We start from the raw sequence: 17,208 nt of genomic DNA, 5'->3' as shown, positions 1-17,208 counted from the left end.
CCCAGCGGCCGCCGTAGGTGGTGGCGCCCGACTCGACGAGCTTTCCGGACTCGCCCTCGCCGCACAGCCCGAGCGCCTCGTAGGTGAGGAGTTCGTTGATGGAGAAGCAGTCGTGCAGTTCGATGACGTCCAGGTCGGCGGCCGAGAGCCCGGAGGCCTCGTAGACCTGCCGGGCGGCGGCCCGCGACATCGGCAGGCCCACCGCGTCGATGCAGGTCCCCGAGGCGAAGGAGTCGCCGGTGTCGGTGGTCATGGCCTGGGCGACGATCTCCACCGCCCGGTCGCCCAGACCGTGGCGCTCGACGAAGCGCTCCGACACCACGACGGCTGCGGCCGCCCCGTCGGAGGTGGGTGAGCACTGGAGCTTGGTCAGCGGGCTGTGGATGGTCTTCGCGGCGAGTATCTCCTCGACCGTGTACGGGTCCTGGAACTGGGCGTACGGATTGTTCACCGAGTGCCGGTGGTTCTTGGCGCCGACCGCCGCGAGCTGCGCCTCGGTCGTCCCGTACCGCTCCATGTGCTCGCGGGCCGCGTTGCCGAATATCTGGGCGGTGGGCGGGCTCATCCGGAAGCCGTGGGTGGCGGCCATGATTCCGTAGTGCCGGGCCACGGGGGACGTCTTGAAGTCCGCGGCGCCCCCGTCCGCGCCACCGCCGCCGAGTGCGCCGCGCGTCATCTTCTCGAAGCCGAGCGCGAGGACGCAGTCGCTGCCGCCGCCCTCGACGAACTGCCGGGCCATCATCAGCGCGGTGGAGCCGGTCGCGCAGTTGTTGTTGACGTTGTACACGGGGACCCCGGTCAGGCCGAGCTCGTACACCGCCCGCTGACCGGCGGTGGAGGGCTGGAAGCAGTAGCCGACGACGGCCTGCTGGATCTGCTCGTATGCGAGGGAGGCATCGGCGAGCGCCGCCGTCCCGGCCTCCTTCGCCATGTCCCAGTACTGCCAGTCGCGCGTCTCGGGCTTCTCGAACTTCGTCATGCCGACACCGACGACGTACGCCTTCATGAGCTTCATGGGCTTCGCGTGCTCTGTGGGCTTGATGGGCTTCATGGCAGTCCCTTCAATCGCGCGGGAGGCCGAGGATGCGCTCGGCGACGACATTGAGCTGAACCTGGGTGGTACCGCCCGCGATGGTCAGGCAGCGGGACATCAGGAAGCCGTGCAGGGCCCGCTGACCCGGCCCCTCGCCGGCCGCGCCCGCCGGGCCGAGCAGTTCGAGGGCGAGTTCGGCGACCTTCTGCTGGTGGGTGGTCTGGACGAGCTTGCGGATGGAGGCGCCCGCGCCGGGTTCGAGCCCGGAGACCTGTTGCATCGTGGTACGCAGCCCGATGCAGCCGAGTGCGTGGGCCTCGGCGGCGAGTGCTCCGACGCGGGCCCGGCAGGCGCCGTCGAGTTCGCCGGAGCGGGCGATCAGCGCCTCCAGGCCGGTGTCGAAGGTCATCTGGTCGGCCATGTGGACGCGTTCGTTGCCCAGGGTGTTACGAGCGACCCGCCAGCCGCCGTCGGGCTCGCCCACGACGGCGTCGGCGGGCAGCAGCACGTCGTCGAAGTACACCTCGTTGAAGAGGGAGTCGCCGGTGATCTCCTTCAGCGGCCGGATGTCGATGCCCGGGGTGTTCTTCATGTCGACGAGGAAGTAGCCGATCCCCTGGTGCTTGGGCGCGTCCGGGTCGGTCCTGGCGAGCAGAATCCCGTGGTCGGCCCACTGGGCGGCGCTCGTCCACACCTTCTGTCCGTTGATCCGCCAGCCCTCGTCGGTCCGCTCCGCCTTCGTACGGAGCGAGGCGAGATCGGATCCCGCACCGGGCTCCGAGAACAGCTGGCACCACAGGAGTTCGCCGCGCAGGGTGGGCAGCAGATAGCGCTCCTGCTGCTGCGGCGTCCCGTGGGCGATGAGCGAGGGCACCACCCAGGTGGCGATCCCGAGATCGCTCAGCTTCACCCCTTGCTCCATCAACTCCTGCTGTATTGCCAGTTGTTGCACGGGCCCGGCGCCCAGGCCGTACGGGGCGGGGAGGTACGGGGCGGCATAGCCGGTCGGCGCGAGGGCGCGGCGGGCGGCCTTCGGGTCGAGGCCGCGGGCGGCGGCGACCGCCTCGCGCGCCCCGGCCCGGTGGGCGGCGGCCTCCTCGGCGGGGAGTTCGAGGGCGAGTTCGCGGCGCGCCCCGCCCTCGGCCAGCCGGACGGCCCGCAGCCGGTGGGTGTCGCCGGCCCCCAGCAACTGCCGGGCCACCAGGGCCCGGCGCAGATACAGATGGGCGTCGTGCTCCCAGGTGAAGCCGATGCCGCCGAGGATCTGGATGCAGTCCTTGGCGCAGCCGTACGCGGCGTCGAGGGCGTCCGACGCGGCGAGTGCGGCGACCATGGACCGCACGTCCGGGTCCGTCTCCTCGTCGGCGGCGCGGGCCGCGTCCCACACCAGCGCGCGGGCCCGCTCGACCCGTACGAGCATGTCGGCGCAGAGGTGCTTGACGCCCTGGAACTGCCCGATGGGGCGGCCGAACTGTTCGCGGACCTTGGCGTGTTCGGCGGCGGTGTGCAGCGCCCTGGCCGCGGTTCCGCAGGCTTCCGCGGCGAGCAGGACGGCGGCGAGGTCGCGGACGTGTGCGGCGGAGGTCCGTACGACGCGTTCCGCCGGGACCAGCACGCCCTCGGCGCGGATCTCGGCGGTGGGCCGGGTCGGGTCGGCGCCGCGGTGCGGGCGCGCGGTCAGCCCCGCGGTGGCGGTGTCGACGGCGAACCAGAGGGTGCCGGTGGCCGATTCGGCGGGGAGGAGGAGCAGGTCGGCCTCGGCGCCGGAGAGGACGGGCGGTGCCGTGCCGTCGAGCAGATGGCCGTCCTCGTGCTCGACGGCGGTGAGGGTGCCGGGACCGAGGGCGACGGCGCCGATGCGGGTACCGGCCGCCAGGTCGCGGACCAGGTCGCGCGGTCCCGCCGGGTGCAGTACGGCGGAGGCCAGGGAGCTGGACAGGTACGGTCCGGGGAGCGCGGCCCGGCCCGCCTCTTCGAGGACCACGGCCAGATCGAGGAGCCGGCCGCCCCCGCCCCCGTACTCCTCCGACAGATGGATGGCGAGCAGGCCCTGTTGCGCGAGCCCGTCCCAGTACCCGGGGGGCACGCCGGGGGCAGCGGGGGCATCCGCGTCGAGAAGCCCGCGGATCTCCTTCGGTGGTACGGCGCGCGCCAGCCAGCCCCGTACGGCCTGCGCCAACTCCCTGTGTTCTTCGGTGATTCCGATGCCCATGCGGATCCTCGCCGGTCGCAGCCACTGGAACGGCGCAAGAGTAGAACACGTTCCATTCTGACGGAAGGTCAGGTGGCGGCCGGATCTCCGCGCGCTCCGGGCCGAGTGCGCCGTCGTGCCCCGTTCGCACCGCGTTCACCGGAATACCTCGGCCACCGGGAAGGTTTCACCCTGCACACACTTGGCGGTCCGCGCTGCCCGCCCGCACCGCCCGCATGCCTCTTCAAACCTCGATCACGCCGCCCGGAGGCCGCACGCATGCCACAGACGACGAACGAACAGCACGCCGGGGAACTTCTCGATCCCCGGCCCCGCGAGGCGGGCGGCGGTGTCGTCCCCGTGCTCGCCTTCGCGGGTATCACCGTCGCGGTGATGCAGACCCTGCTCGTCCCCGTCATCAAGGACCTGCCCGCCCTGCTGCACACCGACCCGTCGAACGCCACCTGGGTGATGACCGCGACGCTGCTCGCGGGGGCCGTAGCCACCCCGATCATGGGGCGGCTCGGTGACCTCTACGGCAAGCGGAAGATGCTGCTCGCCAGCCTCGCCGTGATGGTGATCGGCTCCTTGATATGCGCCTTCACCGACGATCTCGTGGTCATGATCGTGGGACGCGCGCTCCAGGGCTTCGCCATGGGCGCCATCCCGCTGGGCATCGGGATCATGCGCGACGAGCTGCCACGCGAGAAGCTCGGCTCGGCGATGGCGCTGATGAGCTCCTCGATCGGAGTCGGCGGCGGCCTGGCGCTGCCCGCCGCCGCGCTGGTCGCCCAGCACTCCGACTGGCACACCCTGTTCTTCGGCGCGGCCGGTCTCGGTGTGCTGTCGATGGCGCTCACCGTCCTGGTCGTGCCGGAGACCACGCTGCGCGCCCCCGGCCGGTTCGACCTCGTCGGCGCGCTGGGGCTTTCGCTCGGCCTGGTCTGCCTGCTGCTGCCCATCACCAAGGGCAGCGACTGGGGCTGGACCTCCGGCAGCACGCTCTCACTGATCGCCGCCGCGCTGGTGATCCTCGTCCTGTGGGGCCTGTTCGAGCTGCGCAGCCCGGCCCCGCTGGTCGATCTGCGGACCACGGCCCGGCGCGAGGTGCTGCTCACCAACCTCGCCTCGATCATGGTCGGGGTCGCCTTCTACGCCGTCTCGCTGGTCCTGCCGCAACTGCTCCAGCTGCCGACGTCGACGGGGTACGGCCTCGGGCAGTCGATGGTGGTCGCGGGGCTGTGCGTGGCGCCGCTCGGTCTGACGATGATGTTCGTCGCCCCGCTGTACGCCCGGCTGTCGGCCCGCCGGGGTCCCAAGGTCTCGCTGATGCTCGGCATGCTGATCATCGCGATCGGTTACGGGGCGGGGCTCGGGCTGATGAGCGCCGCCTGGCAGACCGTGGTGATCGCGGTGGTGCTCGGGGCCGGCATCGGGCTCGCGTACTCCTCGCTGCCCGCGCTGATCATCGGGGCCGTCGACCCGTCCGAGACCGGTGCGGCCAACGGCCTGAACACCCTGATGCGTTCGATCGGCACCTCGGTGTCGAGCGCCGTGATCGGCATGGTGCTGGCGAACACCTCGGTGCGCACGGGCGGGGTGCCGCTGCCCTCGATGGAGGGGTTCCGTATCTCGTTCCTGATCGCGACGGGTGCGGTGGTGATCGGTCTGGTGCTGGCCTCGCTCCTGCCGTCGCAGCGCGACGCGATGCGCCCGGTGCTGCTGGCGAGCAGCGACGAGGACGCCCGGGAACCGGCCCCGGTGCTCAGCGCCTCCCGCCCGGTCGCCGGTTCGGGCGGCTTCCGCGGCCGGGTGCTGGACGCGGACGGTACGCCGGTGGCCCGCGCCAATGTCACGCTGATCGACCACCGGGGCAGGCAGGCCGGTCTCACCGTCGCGGACGAGGACGGCCACTACACGCTGGCCGCCCCGCACGGCGGAAACTTCGTGCTGGCCGGGTCGGCCACCGGGTACGCGCCGAGCGCCCGCCCGGCCACGTACCCGGGCGACGGACTGCCGGTCGACGCCGATCTGGTGCTGGGCGTCAGCGCACCGGAGCGTCGAACCGCGGTGTCGTCGTGAGCAGATGAGAGACGTCCGACCCCACCGGGAGCTCCTGCGGCTGCGCGCCGCGGGTGAACAGCCGGGCCGGGTGGGCGCCCTGCACCCGGGCCTGGCGTCCGTCGACCCGCAGCCATGAGCCCTCGCGCAGGCCGAGCACCGGCACGTCGTTCTCCTCCAGGAATTCGGTGAGCCGCTCCTCGCGGGTCTCGCCCTTGTGGGTGCTGGCCGGGTCCGGGTCCAGATAGTGCGGGTTGATCTGGAACGGGACGAGGCCGAGCGTCTCGAAGGACGGCGGCTGCACGATCGGCATGTCGTTGGTGGTGCGCAGGGTGGGCGCCGCCATGTTCGTACCGGCGCTGGCTCCCATGTACGGCAGCCCGTCGCGTACCGCCTCGGTCACGGCGTCCCGCAGACCGGTCCGGTACAGGGCGCTCAGCAGCCGGAAGGAGTTGCCGCCGCCGATGAACACGGCGTCGGACGCGGCGAGTTCGGCGACCGGGTCGGCGTTCTCATGGACCCCGCGGACGCCGATGCCGGACGGTGCGAGGGCCTCGCGGACGCGTGCGGTGTACGCGGTGTAGTCGGCGAGCGCGTAGGGGACGAAGGCCAGCCGGGCACCGGAGGGCAGGAACGCGGTGACGGTGTCGAGGGCGTGCTCCAGGTAACCGCGGCCGTACTGGGTGGAGTTGGAGAGCAGCAGCAGATTCATCGGGTTCCTCTTGGTTCTGTTCTGGGTCATCAGGCGGTGCGGGGACGGCGGGCGCGGGGCTTCGGGCGCTGCGGAGGGTGGGTGAGCCGCTTCTCCAGCAGCTGGGCCGCGTGGCGCAGCGCGTCGAGCCGGTCCTCGGGCGCACCCGCGAAGAGTTCCTCGGCGCCGCCGAGGCTGAGGCTGCCGTACGGTTCGCGGCCGAGGAAGACCGGTACGGCGACGGTGGCGATCCCGGTGTCGTACTCGCCGACCGTCCAGGCGTACCCCTGGGCACGGACCTTGAGGAACTCCTCCTCCAGCCGGTCCGGGTCGGTGACCGTCCGGTCGGTGAAGCGGGCCATCGGGCGGCCCCGGAAGAGCCGGTGGCGCTGCTCGTCGGGCAGATACGCGTAGTACGACTTGCTGGTCGCCCCGGCGTGCGCCGGGTAGAGCTCGCCGACCAGCGGGTAGTAGCGCAGTGGCCCGGCCACGCCCTCCTCGGCGGCGACGCACCGCATGTGAAAGCTGTCCGGCAGACAGAACAGCACGGTGTCGCCGGTGACCTTGCACAGCTCCTCCAGGACCGGCCCGGCCAGCAGCTCCAGCGATCCGGAGCGCTCCCAGAGCCTGCCCAGGCGCAGCACGGCGGGGCCGATGCGGTAGCGGCGGGTGGCCGGGTCGGAGACCAGGAATCCGCGCCCGGCGAGCGTGGCGAGCAGCCGCTGGGCCACCGAGGTGTCCCAGCCGAACTCCTCGGCGACCTCGGTGACGCCCCAGTCGGGCCGGGTCCGCTCGAAGGCGAGCAGCACGAGGAGCGCCCGGTCGACGGTTTGCAGGGCTCCGGCGGGGGTGCGCCGGTCCAGATCGAAGTCCGCCATCGTCATCTCACCATTCAGACCTGAATTGCAAATAACGGGAAACAGTTGCGTTCAACGCTATCCGATCCCGAATGTGGCCTCAGCACCCCGCCCCGCGCTTCCCCCGTCGAGCGCCGGCCCGGGTGCCCGAATGAGTGAGAGAGGCCCCCCATGTTGAAGTACGTGCTGGACATCGTCGATCTGTTGGACGATCCCCAGGTCAATGGCAAGACGGTCGTCGAGTACCTCGACTCCGTGAGCGGGGCCGAGGGTTCGTCCGCGAAGGTCACCACGGTCGTCGGCGAGCAGGGCTCGACGGACTTCGTGATGGTCCGCATCCCGGGCTCCCGGGGGCGTACGTCCGGGGGCAGTGCCCGCACGCTGGGCGTGGTGGGCCGGCTCGGCGGCATCGGCGCCCGGCCCGAGGTGACCGGTCTGGTCTCCGACGCGGACGGCGCGGTCTCGGCGATCGCCACCGCCGCCAAGCTGCTCGACATGCGCCGCCGCGGCGATGTGCTGCCCGGCGATGTGATCGTCGCCACCCACATCTGCCCGGACGCGCCGACCGAGCCGCACGACCCGGTGCCGTTCATGGGCTCGCCCGTGGACATCGCCACCATGAACCGCCACGAGGTGACCGGCGAGATGGAGGCCGTGCTCTCCATCGACACCACCAAGGGCAACCGGATCATCAACCACAAGGGCCTCGCCCTGTCGCCCACCGTCAAGGAGGGCTGGGTGCTCCGGGTCAGCGAGCCGCTCGGCGAGCTGCTGGCCGTGGTGACCGGTGAGCCGTTGGTCACGTATCCGGTGACCACGCAGGACATCACCCCGTACGGTAATGGGGCACACCACATCAATTCGATCCTGCAGCCCTCCACCGCGACGGCCGCCCCGGTCGTCGGTCTGGCCATCACCTCGGCCGCCGCGGTGCCGGGCTGCGGTACGGGCGCGAGCCACGAGGCGGACATCGCGTCCGCCGCCCGCTACGCCGTGGAGGTCGCCAAGGCCTACGGCAGCGGCCAACTGGACTTCCACGACGCGGTGGAGTTCGACAACCTCGTCAACCGCTACGGGTCGCTGGCTCACCTGCAGACCTTCGGCCGTACACCCCAGGAGTCCTGATGGCAGCCACCCCGCAGGCAGAGGCCGTGGCCCACGAGGCCAAGAACATCGGCAGCGACGACTACTCGCTCTCCCGCGTCCCGCGCGACAAGCGGTTCGGCTTCTGGTCGATGCTGCTCCAGTGGCTGGCCCAGTCCGGCTCGATCTCGCAGTTCACCCTAGGCGCCACCATCGGTGTCGGCATGACCTTCGGGGACGCCTTCCTCGCCTTCACGCTCGGCGCGGTGATCCTGGAGATCGTGATCTTCGCGATCGGTCTGGCCGGTATGCGCGAGGGCCTGGCGACGCCGATGCTGACCCGCTGGGTCGGCTTCGGCCGCAACGGCTCGGCACTGGTCAGCTTCGTCATCGCGGTCAGCCTGGTCGGCTGGTTCGGCGTCCAGAACACGATCTTCGGCAACAGCGTCTCGGCGCTGGTCGGCGGCCCGTCCTGGATGTGGTGCGTGCTGGCGGGCATCGCCATCACCGCGCTGGTGATCTTCGGCTTCAAGTACATGGCCGTCTTCGCCAAGATCGTCACGCCGCTGTTCTTCGCGATGGTCGCCTGGTCGGTCATCTCGACGCTGAAGGACCACTCGCTCAGCGAGCTGATCCACTCGCCGCCCCCCGGCCAGACGATCCCGCTCGCCGTCGCCGCCACCGCCATCGCGGGTGGCTACATGACCGGTGCGATCGTGTCCCCGGAGATGACCCGGTACAACCGGAAGGGCTCGCACGTCTTCCTGCAGAGCGCCTCGTCGATGATCCTCTCCGAGTACATCGTCGGCCTGACCGGTGTGCTCCTGGGCCACCTGGTGAAGAGCAACGAGGTCTCGCACATCGTGCTCTCCACCTCCGGCGCCTTCGGCGTCATCGTGGTCCTGATGTCCACCGCCAAGATCAACGACTGGAACCTGTACGGCTCCTCGCTCGGCGTCGTCAATTTCTTCCAGGTCGTCTTCGGCAAGCGGCTGCACCGCGGCGCGGTCACCATCGTCCTCGGCATCGCGGGAACGGCCCTGTCCGCGGTCGGAATCATGACCCACTTCACCGAGTTCCTCTCCGTCCTCGGCGTCGCCATCCCGCCGATCGGCGGCATCATCGTGGCCGAGTACTGGGTCGTGAAGCGGATGCGCAAGCCGCTGGACGACACCCGGGAGTCCGAGACGCTGCCGAAGTCCTCGCCGACCTGGGTGCCGATGTCCATCGTCATCTGGATCGCGGCGTTCTGTGTCGGCAAGTTCTACGACGGCGGCATCCCGGCCCTCAACTCGCTGGCCACCGCCTTCATCCTGTACAGCGTCCTCGGCCTGCTGGGCTGGGTGAAGCCGTACGGCACCTCCACCCTGGACGACGAGGACGACGCCGCCCCCGCCGCCCGCGCGACAACCCCTGTGGGAGCAGCATGACCACCCCCGACCCCACCGCCGCCTCCGCCTCCTTCGTCCCGGCGTCCGCCGAGGCCCAGGACGAGGTCGTCGAACTCTGCGCCGAACTGATCAGGTTCGACACCTCCAACCCCACCAGCGACGAGCGCGCGAGCGCCGACTGGGTGGTGGGCCGCCTCGCCGAGGTGGGCATCGACTCCGAACTGGTCGAGTCCGCGCCGGGCCGCGCGAGCGTCATCGCCCGGATCGCGGGCGGCGACCCCGGGCGCGGCGCCCTCCTGGTCCACGGCCACCTGGACGTGGTCCCGGCCGACGCCTCCGAGTGGCAGGTCCCGCCGTTCTCCGGCGAGATCCGCGACGGCTACCTGTGGGGGCGCGGCGCGATCGACATGAAGGACACGGTGGCCGTCATGCTGGCCACCGCCCGTCACTTCGCCCGCACCGGCACCAGGCCGTCGCGCGATCTGGTCCTCGCCTTCCTCGCCGACGAGGAGGCGGGCGGCAAGTTCGGCGCCCACTGGCTGGTCGAGCACCGCCCGGAGCTGTTCGCCGGGGTCACCGAGGCGATCGGCGAGGGCGGCGGTTTCTCCTTCGCCATCGACGACACCCGCCGCCTCTACCCGATCGAGAACGCCCAGCGCGGCATGGCCTGGATGGAGCTCACCGCCACCGGCCGGGCCGGCCACGGCTCGTCCCCCAACGACGAGAACGCGGTCACCGACCTCGCCGAGTCGTTGACCCGGATCGGCCGCGAGACCTTCCCGATCCGGCTGATCGAGCCGGTCCGCGCCCTGCTGGAGGAGGCGGCCCGCCTCTACGGTGTCGAGTTCGACGAGAACGACATCGAGGGCAGCCTCGCGAAGCTGGGCCCGGTCTCCGACTTCATGCAGGTGGTGCTGCGCAACTCCGCGAACCCCACCATGTTCGACGCCGGCTACCAGACCAACGTCATCCCCGGAAAGGCCACCGCCCGGGTGGACGGCCGCTTCCTCCCCGGCCACGAACAGGAGCTGATCGACACCATCGACAGCCTCCTGCTCCCCTCGGTCACCCGCGAGTGGGTCAACCACGACATCGCGATGGAGACCACGTTCGACGGCCCGCTGGTCGACGCCATGTGCGCCGCCGTACGCGCCGAGGACCCGGACGGCCACCCCGTCCCGTACTGCAACCCTGGCGGCACCGACGCCAAGGCCTTCACCCACCTCGGCATCCGCTGCTTCGGCTTCAAGGGCCTCAAGCTCCCGCACGACCTGGACTACGGCCGCCTGTTCCACGGCGTGGACGAACGCGTCCCGCTGGAGGGCCTGCGCTTCGGCGTCCGCGTCATGACCCGACTTTGGCAGAGCTGCTGACCTCCACATCGCACCTCCGCCAGGGGCGCCCCGACCCGGGCTCACCCCTCGTACGCCCCCGCCGACGCCTTCGGCGGGGGCGTACGGCACGATGGGGCGCCGTCGAACGCGTACCCCCTCACCACCGTCCCCACCAGGAGGAACCCGTGCCCGCCGAGTCCGTCGTCGAGCCGTCGCCCGAGATTCTCGCCGCCTTCCAGGCCGCCAAGGGCTTCATGCCGGTGGGCGAAGGGCTCGCGCTGTACACGGCCGCCACCGAGGCCGCCGCGCTGGGGCTGCCGCTCCTGGAGGTCGGCACGTACTGCGGGCGCTCCACGATCCTGCTCGCCGACGTGGCGCGGGCGGCCGGGGTGACGGCCCTCACCGTCGACCACCACCGCGGCAGCGAGGAGCAGCAGCCCGGCTGGGAGTACCACGACCCGACCTTGGTGGACCCGGAGGTCGGCCGGATGGACACGCTGCCGACCTTCCGCCGGACCCTGCGCGCGGCGGGCCTGGAGGACCATGTCGTGGCCCTGGTCGGACGGTCCCCGCAGGTCGCGGCGGTCTGGGGCGGGAAGCTCGGCTTCGTCTTCATCGACGGCGGCCACACCGACGAGCACGCGAACGGTGACTACGAGGGCTGGGCGCCGCAGGTCGCCGAGGGCGGGCTGCTGGTGATCCACGACGTGTTCCCGGACCCGGCGCACGGCGGCCAGGCGCCGTACCGCGTCTATCTGCGGGCGCTGGAGTCCGGGGCGTTCACCGAGGTCTCGGTGACGGACTCGCTGCGGGTGCTGCGGCGGACGGGAACGGGTATCTGACGGGAACGGCTTCCCGAGGCGGCCCGTCCGGTGCCCGGATAGCATCGCGTGGTGCCGTACGACGAGAGTGTTCCCCCCACCCGGCGCCGCCGGTCCCTGCTCGCCGCCGCGCTCGCTGCCGTGTGCCTGAGTGCCGCGGGCTGCGGCGCGGGCGACGACATCGCCGGAGCGCCGGCCCACCCCGGTCCGAGCGGCAGTGCCGCCACCACGTCACTGCCGCCCTCGCCCTCGACCTCGCCCTCGAAGAGCGCCCCGGCGCCGAAGAAGACGTCCGCCTCCCCCACCCCGTCCGCCTCGCGCTCCAACCCCGCGGGCGGCAGATCCGGCCCGCTGTCCGGCAAGACCGTCGTGATCGACCCCGGACACAACCCGGAGAACCATCTGCACACCCGCGAGATCAACCGTCAGGTGGACATCGGCACCGGGCGCAAGGAGTGCGACACCACCGGGACGTCGACCAACTCCGGTTACGCCGAAGCCCGGTTCACCCTGGACGTGTCGCACCGGCTGCGCACGCTCCTCCAGGCGCAGGGCGCGAAGGTCCTGCTGACGTACGACAACGACCGCGCGTACGGGCCGTGTGTCGACGAGCGGGCCCGGATCGGCAACGAGGCGCGGGCCGATGCCGTGGTCTCGGTGCACGCGGACGGTTCCGCGGTCGGCAACCGCGGCTTCCATGTGATCCTTCCCGGGCTGGTGCGGGGCGGGAAGGCCGACACCTCGAAGATCGTCGAGCCCTCGCGCGACCTCGGCACCCGGATCGCGGGGCTTTTCGTCCGCGCTACCGGAAGTGCGCCTTCCAATTACGTCGGTGGCAATACCGGATTGGACATCCGCAAGGATCTGGGCGGACTGAATTTGTCGACCGTGCCCAAAGTGTTCATCGAATGCGGCAATATGCGTGATCCCAAGGATGCGGCCCTGCTCACCAGTGCGAGCTGGCGCCAGAAGGCGGCGCAGGGCATTGCCGATGGCATCAGCAGCTACCTGGGCGGGTAACAAGAGGTTGTTCTGAGGGGAAAAAGGGGGGATGTGCGTCCGGCGTCCGGGCATGGGCACAACCCGCCCGAGCAGACGATAGATTCATCCGTACGATGGGGGCCGCCCCCCAGCTTTGTGCCCGCCGTACCCGTAACCCGCGACGGCGGCAGCGACGACCGCCCCGACGAGACGACCGACTAAGGACCTTCACGTGAATATCCGCTCCCTCACTCGAGGCGACGGCGTGGTGATCGGAGCAGCGGTGGTGCTGTTCATCGCCTCCTTCCTCGACCTCTTCGGCTACGACTGCCCTGCGGGCATCAACTGCTCCAACCGCAACGCCCCGAACGCGTGGGACTCGCTCGGGCTGCTGATGAGCGTCTATCTGGCCGGAATCATCGGAGCGGCGCTGGTCATCGTGGGCCGCGCCACCCCTGCCCGTAAGGTCGTCGGCTTCGACCTCGGTCAATTCGGTGCCGCTTTCAGTGTCTTCGCGCTGTGGACGTCCTTCTGGACGACCATCGACGCCGGCGATGCGGGCGCCGGAATGATCCTCGGACTGCTGGCCACGATCGTGCTCGCGGGCGGTGCGGTCGCCACCCCGCTGGTTCCCGCGCTCAAGGCCCCACTGGTGAGCGCCTCGGCTCCGAGGGGCGTGCAGGCCCCGTACGGCGGGCAGCCGCAGCCCGGTCAGGGGTACGGATACCCGGGCCAGCCGCAGCCTTCGTACGGCGGGCAGCCGGGTCAGCGGCAGCCGTACGGTGCGCAGCCGCAGCCCGGTCAGCCGGAGCCGCAGCCCCAGGGCAATGCCCCGCAGACCTCCGCCGCCGGTGCGCCGGCCGGTGACTTCACACCGTTCTGGTTCGCGGTGCCGGTGGCCCGCCCGCTGTACGGGGAGGACGGTTCGCCGTCGCCGATCGCCGAACTGGCGCCCGGCACCTGGTACCTCGCGGTGGAGCAGCGCGGTCCGGGCCTGATCGCCCAGACCCAGGACGGCCGTCGCGGCGTGCTCCAGGACACCACGGGCATCCAGCGAGGCTGAGCCCACCACACGCGGTACGGCAGCGGCCCTCCGCCCCTTCCGGGCGGGGGGCCGCTGCCGTACCCTCCGTCCGTACCTCATTCTCTGACGTATCGTCAGAACTACTGGGAGGCGGCGGACATGCGGCTCGGACTCGCACTCGGCTACTGGGGCCGCGGCCCGGACCCCGCCCATCTGGAGCTGGCCGGGGAGGCCGAGGCGCTGGGGTACGCGTCGGTGTGGACGGCGGAGGCCTGGGGCTCGGACGCCTTCACCCCGCTGACCTGGATCGCCGCCCACACCTCCCGGATCCGGCTGGGCACCGGCATCGCGCAGATGGCGGCGCGCACCCCGACCGCGACCGCCATGCACGCCCTCACCCTCGACCATCTCTCCGGCGGCCGGATGATGCTCGGCCTCGGGCTGTCCGGACCGCAGGTGGTGGAGGGCTGGTACGGGCGGCCGTTCCCGAGGAGCCCGCTGACCGCGACCCGGGAGTACGTCGACGTCGTCCGCCAAGTGCTCCGCCGCGAGGCCCCCGTCGAGCTGGACGGCCGGTTCCACTCCCACCCGTACAACGGTCCGGACGCCACCGGTCTGGGCAAGCCGCTGAAGCCGATCACCCATCCGCTGCGGTCACAACTGCCCGTACTGCTCGGGGCGGAGGGCCCGAAGAACATCGCGCAGACCACACGGATCGCCGACGGCTGGCTGCCGCTGTACTGGTCGCCGATGCGCACCGATGTGTACGAGGCCTCGCTCACCGGCCTCCCCGACGGATTCATGATCGCGCCGATGGCCCGTGCGCGGGTCTGTGACGATGTCGCCGAGGGGCTGCTGCCGGTGAAGGCGATGCTGGGCTTCTACATCGGGGGGATGGGCCACGCCGCCCGTAACTTCCACGCCGATCTGATGGCGCGGATGGGGTTCGAGGAGGAGGCGCGGCGGATCCAGCAACTGTTCCTCGAAGGGCGCAAGGAGGAGGCGGTGCTGGCGGTGCCGGACGCGTTCGCGGACGAGATCTCGCTCGTCGGTCCGCGCGAACGGATCGCGGAGCGGCTGGAGTTGTGGCGCAAGGGGCCGGTCACCGATCTGCTGGTGACGGCACCGGACCCGCACACCCTGCGGGTGCTCGCGGAGCTCAACTAGGGCCTCTCGGGTCTGGCCGGGTCGGTCGGCCAGGTGTCGGTGCCGCCCTGTGCGGGGCGGGTGCTCCGTCGTGTCGCGGTGCGCTCCCAGGGCTGGGGGTCGGGGTACGTCAGGAGCTGGAGGGTGCTGCCCCACGGGGTGCGCAGATACGCGAACCGGTTGTGCTCCCCGGCCTCGGGGCCCGGGAGCGGCTGCGGCTCGGCGAGCAGCGAGGCGCCCGCGGCCACGCAGTCCCGTACGGCCGCGTCCAGGTCGTCGGCGTACAGCGCCACGTGCTGCCAGCCGAAGTCGCAGGGCAGCGCCGGGGGTTCACGGCGGGGGCCCTCGAACTCGCACAGCTCGATGCCCGGCCCGCCGCCGGGGAGAGCCAGCATTCTGATCGCCAGTTGCTGGGTGCCCGCCGGAACGCCGAGCCGCCGCTCGACGTCCCGTCCGCCGTTCGGTCCGTCCTGGCGGCGCAGGGTGTTGTAGAGCACCTCGGCGCCGAAGGCCCTCGCGAGGAAGAGGGTCGCGGTCTCCAGGTCGGGGACCGTGACGCCGATGTGGTCGATGCCTCGCACGCTTGTGGCCGTCATGGCTTCACCGCTCCTGTCCCGGGGCTGCGCCGACGGCCCCGTCCACCCCGGAGCGGGCCCGCTCCGGGGTCGTGCCCTCGCGCGACCAGGCCAGGAGTTCATCGGCCGGCCACGTGGTGACGACGCGTTCCGCCGGGACCCGGCACTCCTCGGCACGGGCGCAGCCGTTGATCTGCCAGTCCAGTTGTCCGGGCGCGTGTGCGTCGGTGTCGATGGCGAAGAGGGTGCCCGCCGCGACGGCGCGGCTCAGCAGCCGGCGGGGCGGGTCGAGCCGTTCCGGGCGGCTGTTGATCTCCACCGCGGTACCGGTCTCCGCGCACGCGGCGAAGACCGCGTCCGCGTCGAACCGGGACTCCGGACGCTTCCGGTCCGCGATCAGCCGCCCCGTGCAGTGCCCCAGGATGTTCGCCCGCGGGTGGCGGACCGCCGCGAGCAGGCGTCTGGTCATCGGTGCCGGGTCCATCCGCAGTTCGGAGTGCACGGAGACCACGACGACGTCCAGCTGGGCCAGCAGCTCCTCCTCCTGGTCGAGGGAACCGTCGGGGAGGATGTCGCACTCGATGCCGGTGAGCAGCCGGAACGGCGCCCACCGGGCGTTGAGCTCGGCGACCTCCGCCAGCTGCCGGCGGAGCCGGTCCGGGGAGAGCCCGTTCGCCACGGTCAGCCGGGGCGAGTGATCGGTGAGGGCCGCCCACTGATGGCCCAGCTCCGCCGCGGTGCGGCCCATCTCCTCGATCGGGCTGCCGCCGTCCGACCAGTCGGAATGCAGATGACAGTCGCCGCGCTGGAGCGCGAGGAGGTCCGCGCCGCCCTCGGCGGGGCGGGCGGCGGCCTCCTCCTCCAGCCGTTCCAGATAGCCGGGCACTTCTCCGGCCACCGCTTCCCGGATCACCTGTGCGGTCTTCGGTCCGATGCCCTTGACGGACTCCAGCGAACCGGCCGCCGCCCGCCGGCCCGCCTCGCCGTCCGCCATCGCGGCCACCGCGTCGGCGGCCGTGCGGAACGCCTGCACACGGTAGGTGTCGGCCCTGCCGCGTTCCAGCAGGAAGGCGATGCGTTTCAGGGCGCGGACTGGCTCCATCGGCACCTCCACCGGGGCCGCCGGACACTACGGTCTGTCCCATCCAGCTTCGCTCAGCCCCGCCCGGCCCGCACAGCGGGCGGGCGGCGCCGGGCGGGTGCTCAGCCGAACACGGCGCGCTCCAGCCAGAAGTCCAGCAGCTCCGCGTCACCGAGCACCTCGACCCGGTCGCTGTCCGCCGCCAGCCGCCGGTTGAAGACCAGCATGACGTCGGTGAGCGGGCCCCGCAGCGCGACGGTCGCCTTCTCGTGGGCGCGCCGCCAGGTGAAGCCGTCCTCGCCGAACTCGATCAGCCACTCGGCGCCCGGCACGTCCGTGGCGTGCAGATGGATGGAGCGCCCGGCCCCGGTCAGCCCGGCGGCCCGCTTGTCGCCCGCGGCCCGCGCGAAGGCGACGATCTCCAGCCACTCCTCGATCGTGTCGGCGGCCGGCTCCGGCGCCACCTCGTACTCGCTGCTCGCGGTGAGCGCCGCGTCGGCATGGTGGACGATCGTCTCGTGCGCCATCCGGCGTGCCCAGAAGCCCGTGCTCCGCTCCCAGGCCCAGGACCACACCTTCTCGTCCGGGCCCGCGGCCCGCAACGCCTCGACGGTCCGGGCCGCACCCTGAGCCAGCCAGGCGTCGAGCGCGGCGGGGTCGTCGCTCCCGGGGGCGTTCTCCGGTACCTGCTCCGACGGGACCGCCTCGGTGGCGCGGGTGCGTACGATCTCGCCGGCCCAGCGGTGGGCTCTGCCGACGTGGAGAGCGAGCTCACGCAGGGTCCAGTCGGGGCAGGTCGGGACGGTGGCACCGAGATCCGCGCCACGGATCGTGGCCCTCAACGCATCGGTGCGGGCGATGATTTCGTCACAGTAGAGGTCATGCGTGAGTCGGCTCATGCCACGCACCCTAGTTCGATCACGGACCGAACCCCACTGA

15 protein-coding genes are annotated in these 17,208 nt (G+C 71.5%); 8 read left to right on the top strand and 7 right to left on the bottom strand.

Annotated features, from left to right (window positions below; all coding sequences use genetic code 11):
- Positions 1-1,006: beta-ketoacyl synthase N-terminal-like domain-containing protein (locus tag ABZY11_RS22805; protein WP_356480907.1), on the bottom strand; the 1,006-nt coding region annotated here is incomplete at its 3' end.
- Positions 1,007-1,061: 55 nt separating this feature from the next.
- Positions 1,062-3,245 (bottom strand): acyl-CoA dehydrogenase, encoded by a 2,184-nt coding sequence (locus ABZY11_RS22800; protein WP_356480903.1) that lies wholly within the window; start codon positions 3,243-3,245, stop codon positions 1,062-1,064.
- Positions 3,246-3,503: 258 nt separating this feature from the next.
- On the opposite strand from ABZY11_RS22800, the gene ABZY11_RS22795 reads away from it, so the two are divergent.
- Positions 3,504-5,306: an MFS transporter gene (locus ABZY11_RS22795; protein WP_356480902.1), complete on the top strand. Its 1,803-nt coding sequence runs from the start codon at positions 3,504-3,506 to the stop codon at positions 5,304-5,306.
- Here the strand turns inward: ABZY11_RS22795 and pepE are convergent.
- On the bottom strand, positions 5,269-5,997 hold the full coding sequence (gene pepE, locus ABZY11_RS22790) for a dipeptidase PepE (RefSeq protein WP_356480906.1): 729 nt from the start codon (positions 5,995-5,997) through the stop codon (positions 5,269-5,271). The genes ABZY11_RS22795 and pepE overlap by 38 nt on opposite strands.
- 29 nt (positions 5,998-6,026) lie before the next feature.
- Positions 6,027-6,854, bottom strand: coding sequence for an IclR family transcriptional regulator (locus tag ABZY11_RS22785; RefSeq protein ID WP_356480901.1), 828 nt, complete (start codon positions 6,852-6,854; stop codon positions 6,027-6,029).
- Between the two features lie 150 nt (positions 6,855-7,004).
- Here ABZY11_RS22785 and ABZY11_RS22780 point away from each other — a divergent pair, with 150 nt between their 5' ends.
- From ABZY11_RS22780 to ABZY11_RS22750, 7 genes are all read left to right on the top strand, one after another.
- Positions 7,005-7,958: a DUF1177 domain-containing protein gene (locus ABZY11_RS22780; protein ID WP_356480900.1), complete on the top strand. Its 954-nt coding sequence runs from the start codon at positions 7,005-7,007 to the stop codon at positions 7,956-7,958.
- Positions 7,958-9,346, top strand: coding sequence for a cytosine permease (locus ABZY11_RS22775; protein ID WP_356480899.1), 1,389 nt, complete (start codon positions 7,958-7,960; stop codon positions 9,344-9,346). Before ABZY11_RS22780 ends, ABZY11_RS22775 begins: the two co-directional genes overlap by 1 nt.
- Positions 9,343-10,680 carry a M20/M25/M40 family metallo-hydrolase gene (locus ABZY11_RS22770; RefSeq protein ID WP_356480898.1) on the top strand — a complete coding sequence of 446 codons (1,338 nt, stop codon included), beginning with the start codon at positions 9,343-9,345 and terminating at the stop codon, positions 10,678-10,680. Before ABZY11_RS22775 ends, ABZY11_RS22770 begins: the two co-directional genes overlap by 4 nt.
- A gap of 215 nt (positions 10,681-10,895) precedes the next feature.
- Entirely contained in the window at positions 10,896-11,483 is a 588-nt protein-coding gene (locus tag ABZY11_RS22765) for a class I SAM-dependent methyltransferase (RefSeq protein ID WP_356480905.1), read from the top strand.
- 51 nt (positions 11,484-11,534) lie between these two features.
- A complete protein-coding gene (locus tag ABZY11_RS22760) occupies positions 11,535-12,482 on the top strand; it encodes an N-acetylmuramoyl-L-alanine amidase (protein ID WP_356480897.1) in 948 nt (315 codons plus the stop codon).
- 193 nt (positions 12,483-12,675) lie between these two features.
- A complete protein-coding gene (locus tag ABZY11_RS22755) occupies positions 12,676-13,506 on the top strand; it encodes a DUF5336 domain-containing protein (RefSeq protein ID WP_356480896.1) in 831 nt (276 codons plus the stop codon).
- Positions 13,507-13,626: 120 nt separating this feature from the next.
- Positions 13,627-14,634, top strand: a complete 1,008-nt coding sequence (locus tag ABZY11_RS22750; protein ID WP_356480895.1) for an LLM class F420-dependent oxidoreductase — start codon at positions 13,627-13,629, stop codon at positions 14,632-14,634.
- Here the strand turns inward: ABZY11_RS22750 and ABZY11_RS22745 are convergent.
- The 3 genes from ABZY11_RS22745 to ABZY11_RS22735 all read right to left on the bottom strand — a co-directional run bounded on the left by ABZY11_RS22745 (position 14,631) and on the right by ABZY11_RS22735 (position 17,168).
- Complete coding sequence (locus ABZY11_RS22745) at positions 14,631-15,209, bottom strand: VOC family protein (protein WP_356480894.1); 579 nt, start codon at positions 15,207-15,209, stop codon at positions 14,631-14,633. The genes ABZY11_RS22750 and ABZY11_RS22745 overlap by 4 nt on opposite strands.
- Before the next feature lie 4 nt (positions 15,210-15,213).
- Complete coding sequence (locus ABZY11_RS22740; RefSeq protein WP_356480893.1) at positions 15,214-16,290, bottom strand: PHP domain-containing protein; 1,077 nt, start codon at positions 16,288-16,290, stop codon at positions 15,214-15,216.
- 101 nt (positions 16,291-16,391) lie between these two features.
- Complete coding sequence (locus ABZY11_RS22735) at positions 16,392-17,168, bottom strand: maleylpyruvate isomerase family mycothiol-dependent enzyme (protein ID WP_356480892.1); 777 nt, start codon at positions 17,166-17,168, stop codon at positions 16,392-16,394.
- Between the last annotated feature and the right edge of the window lie 40 nt (positions 17,169-17,208).

The sequence above is a fragment of the Streptomyces sp. NPDC006510 genome (assembly GCF_040611955.1).
GTDB lineage: Bacteria > Actinomycetota > Actinomycetes > Streptomycetales > Streptomycetaceae > Streptomyces.
Note: the sequence above shows the minus strand (reverse complement) of the source record. Positions and strands in the feature narration are given on the sequence as shown.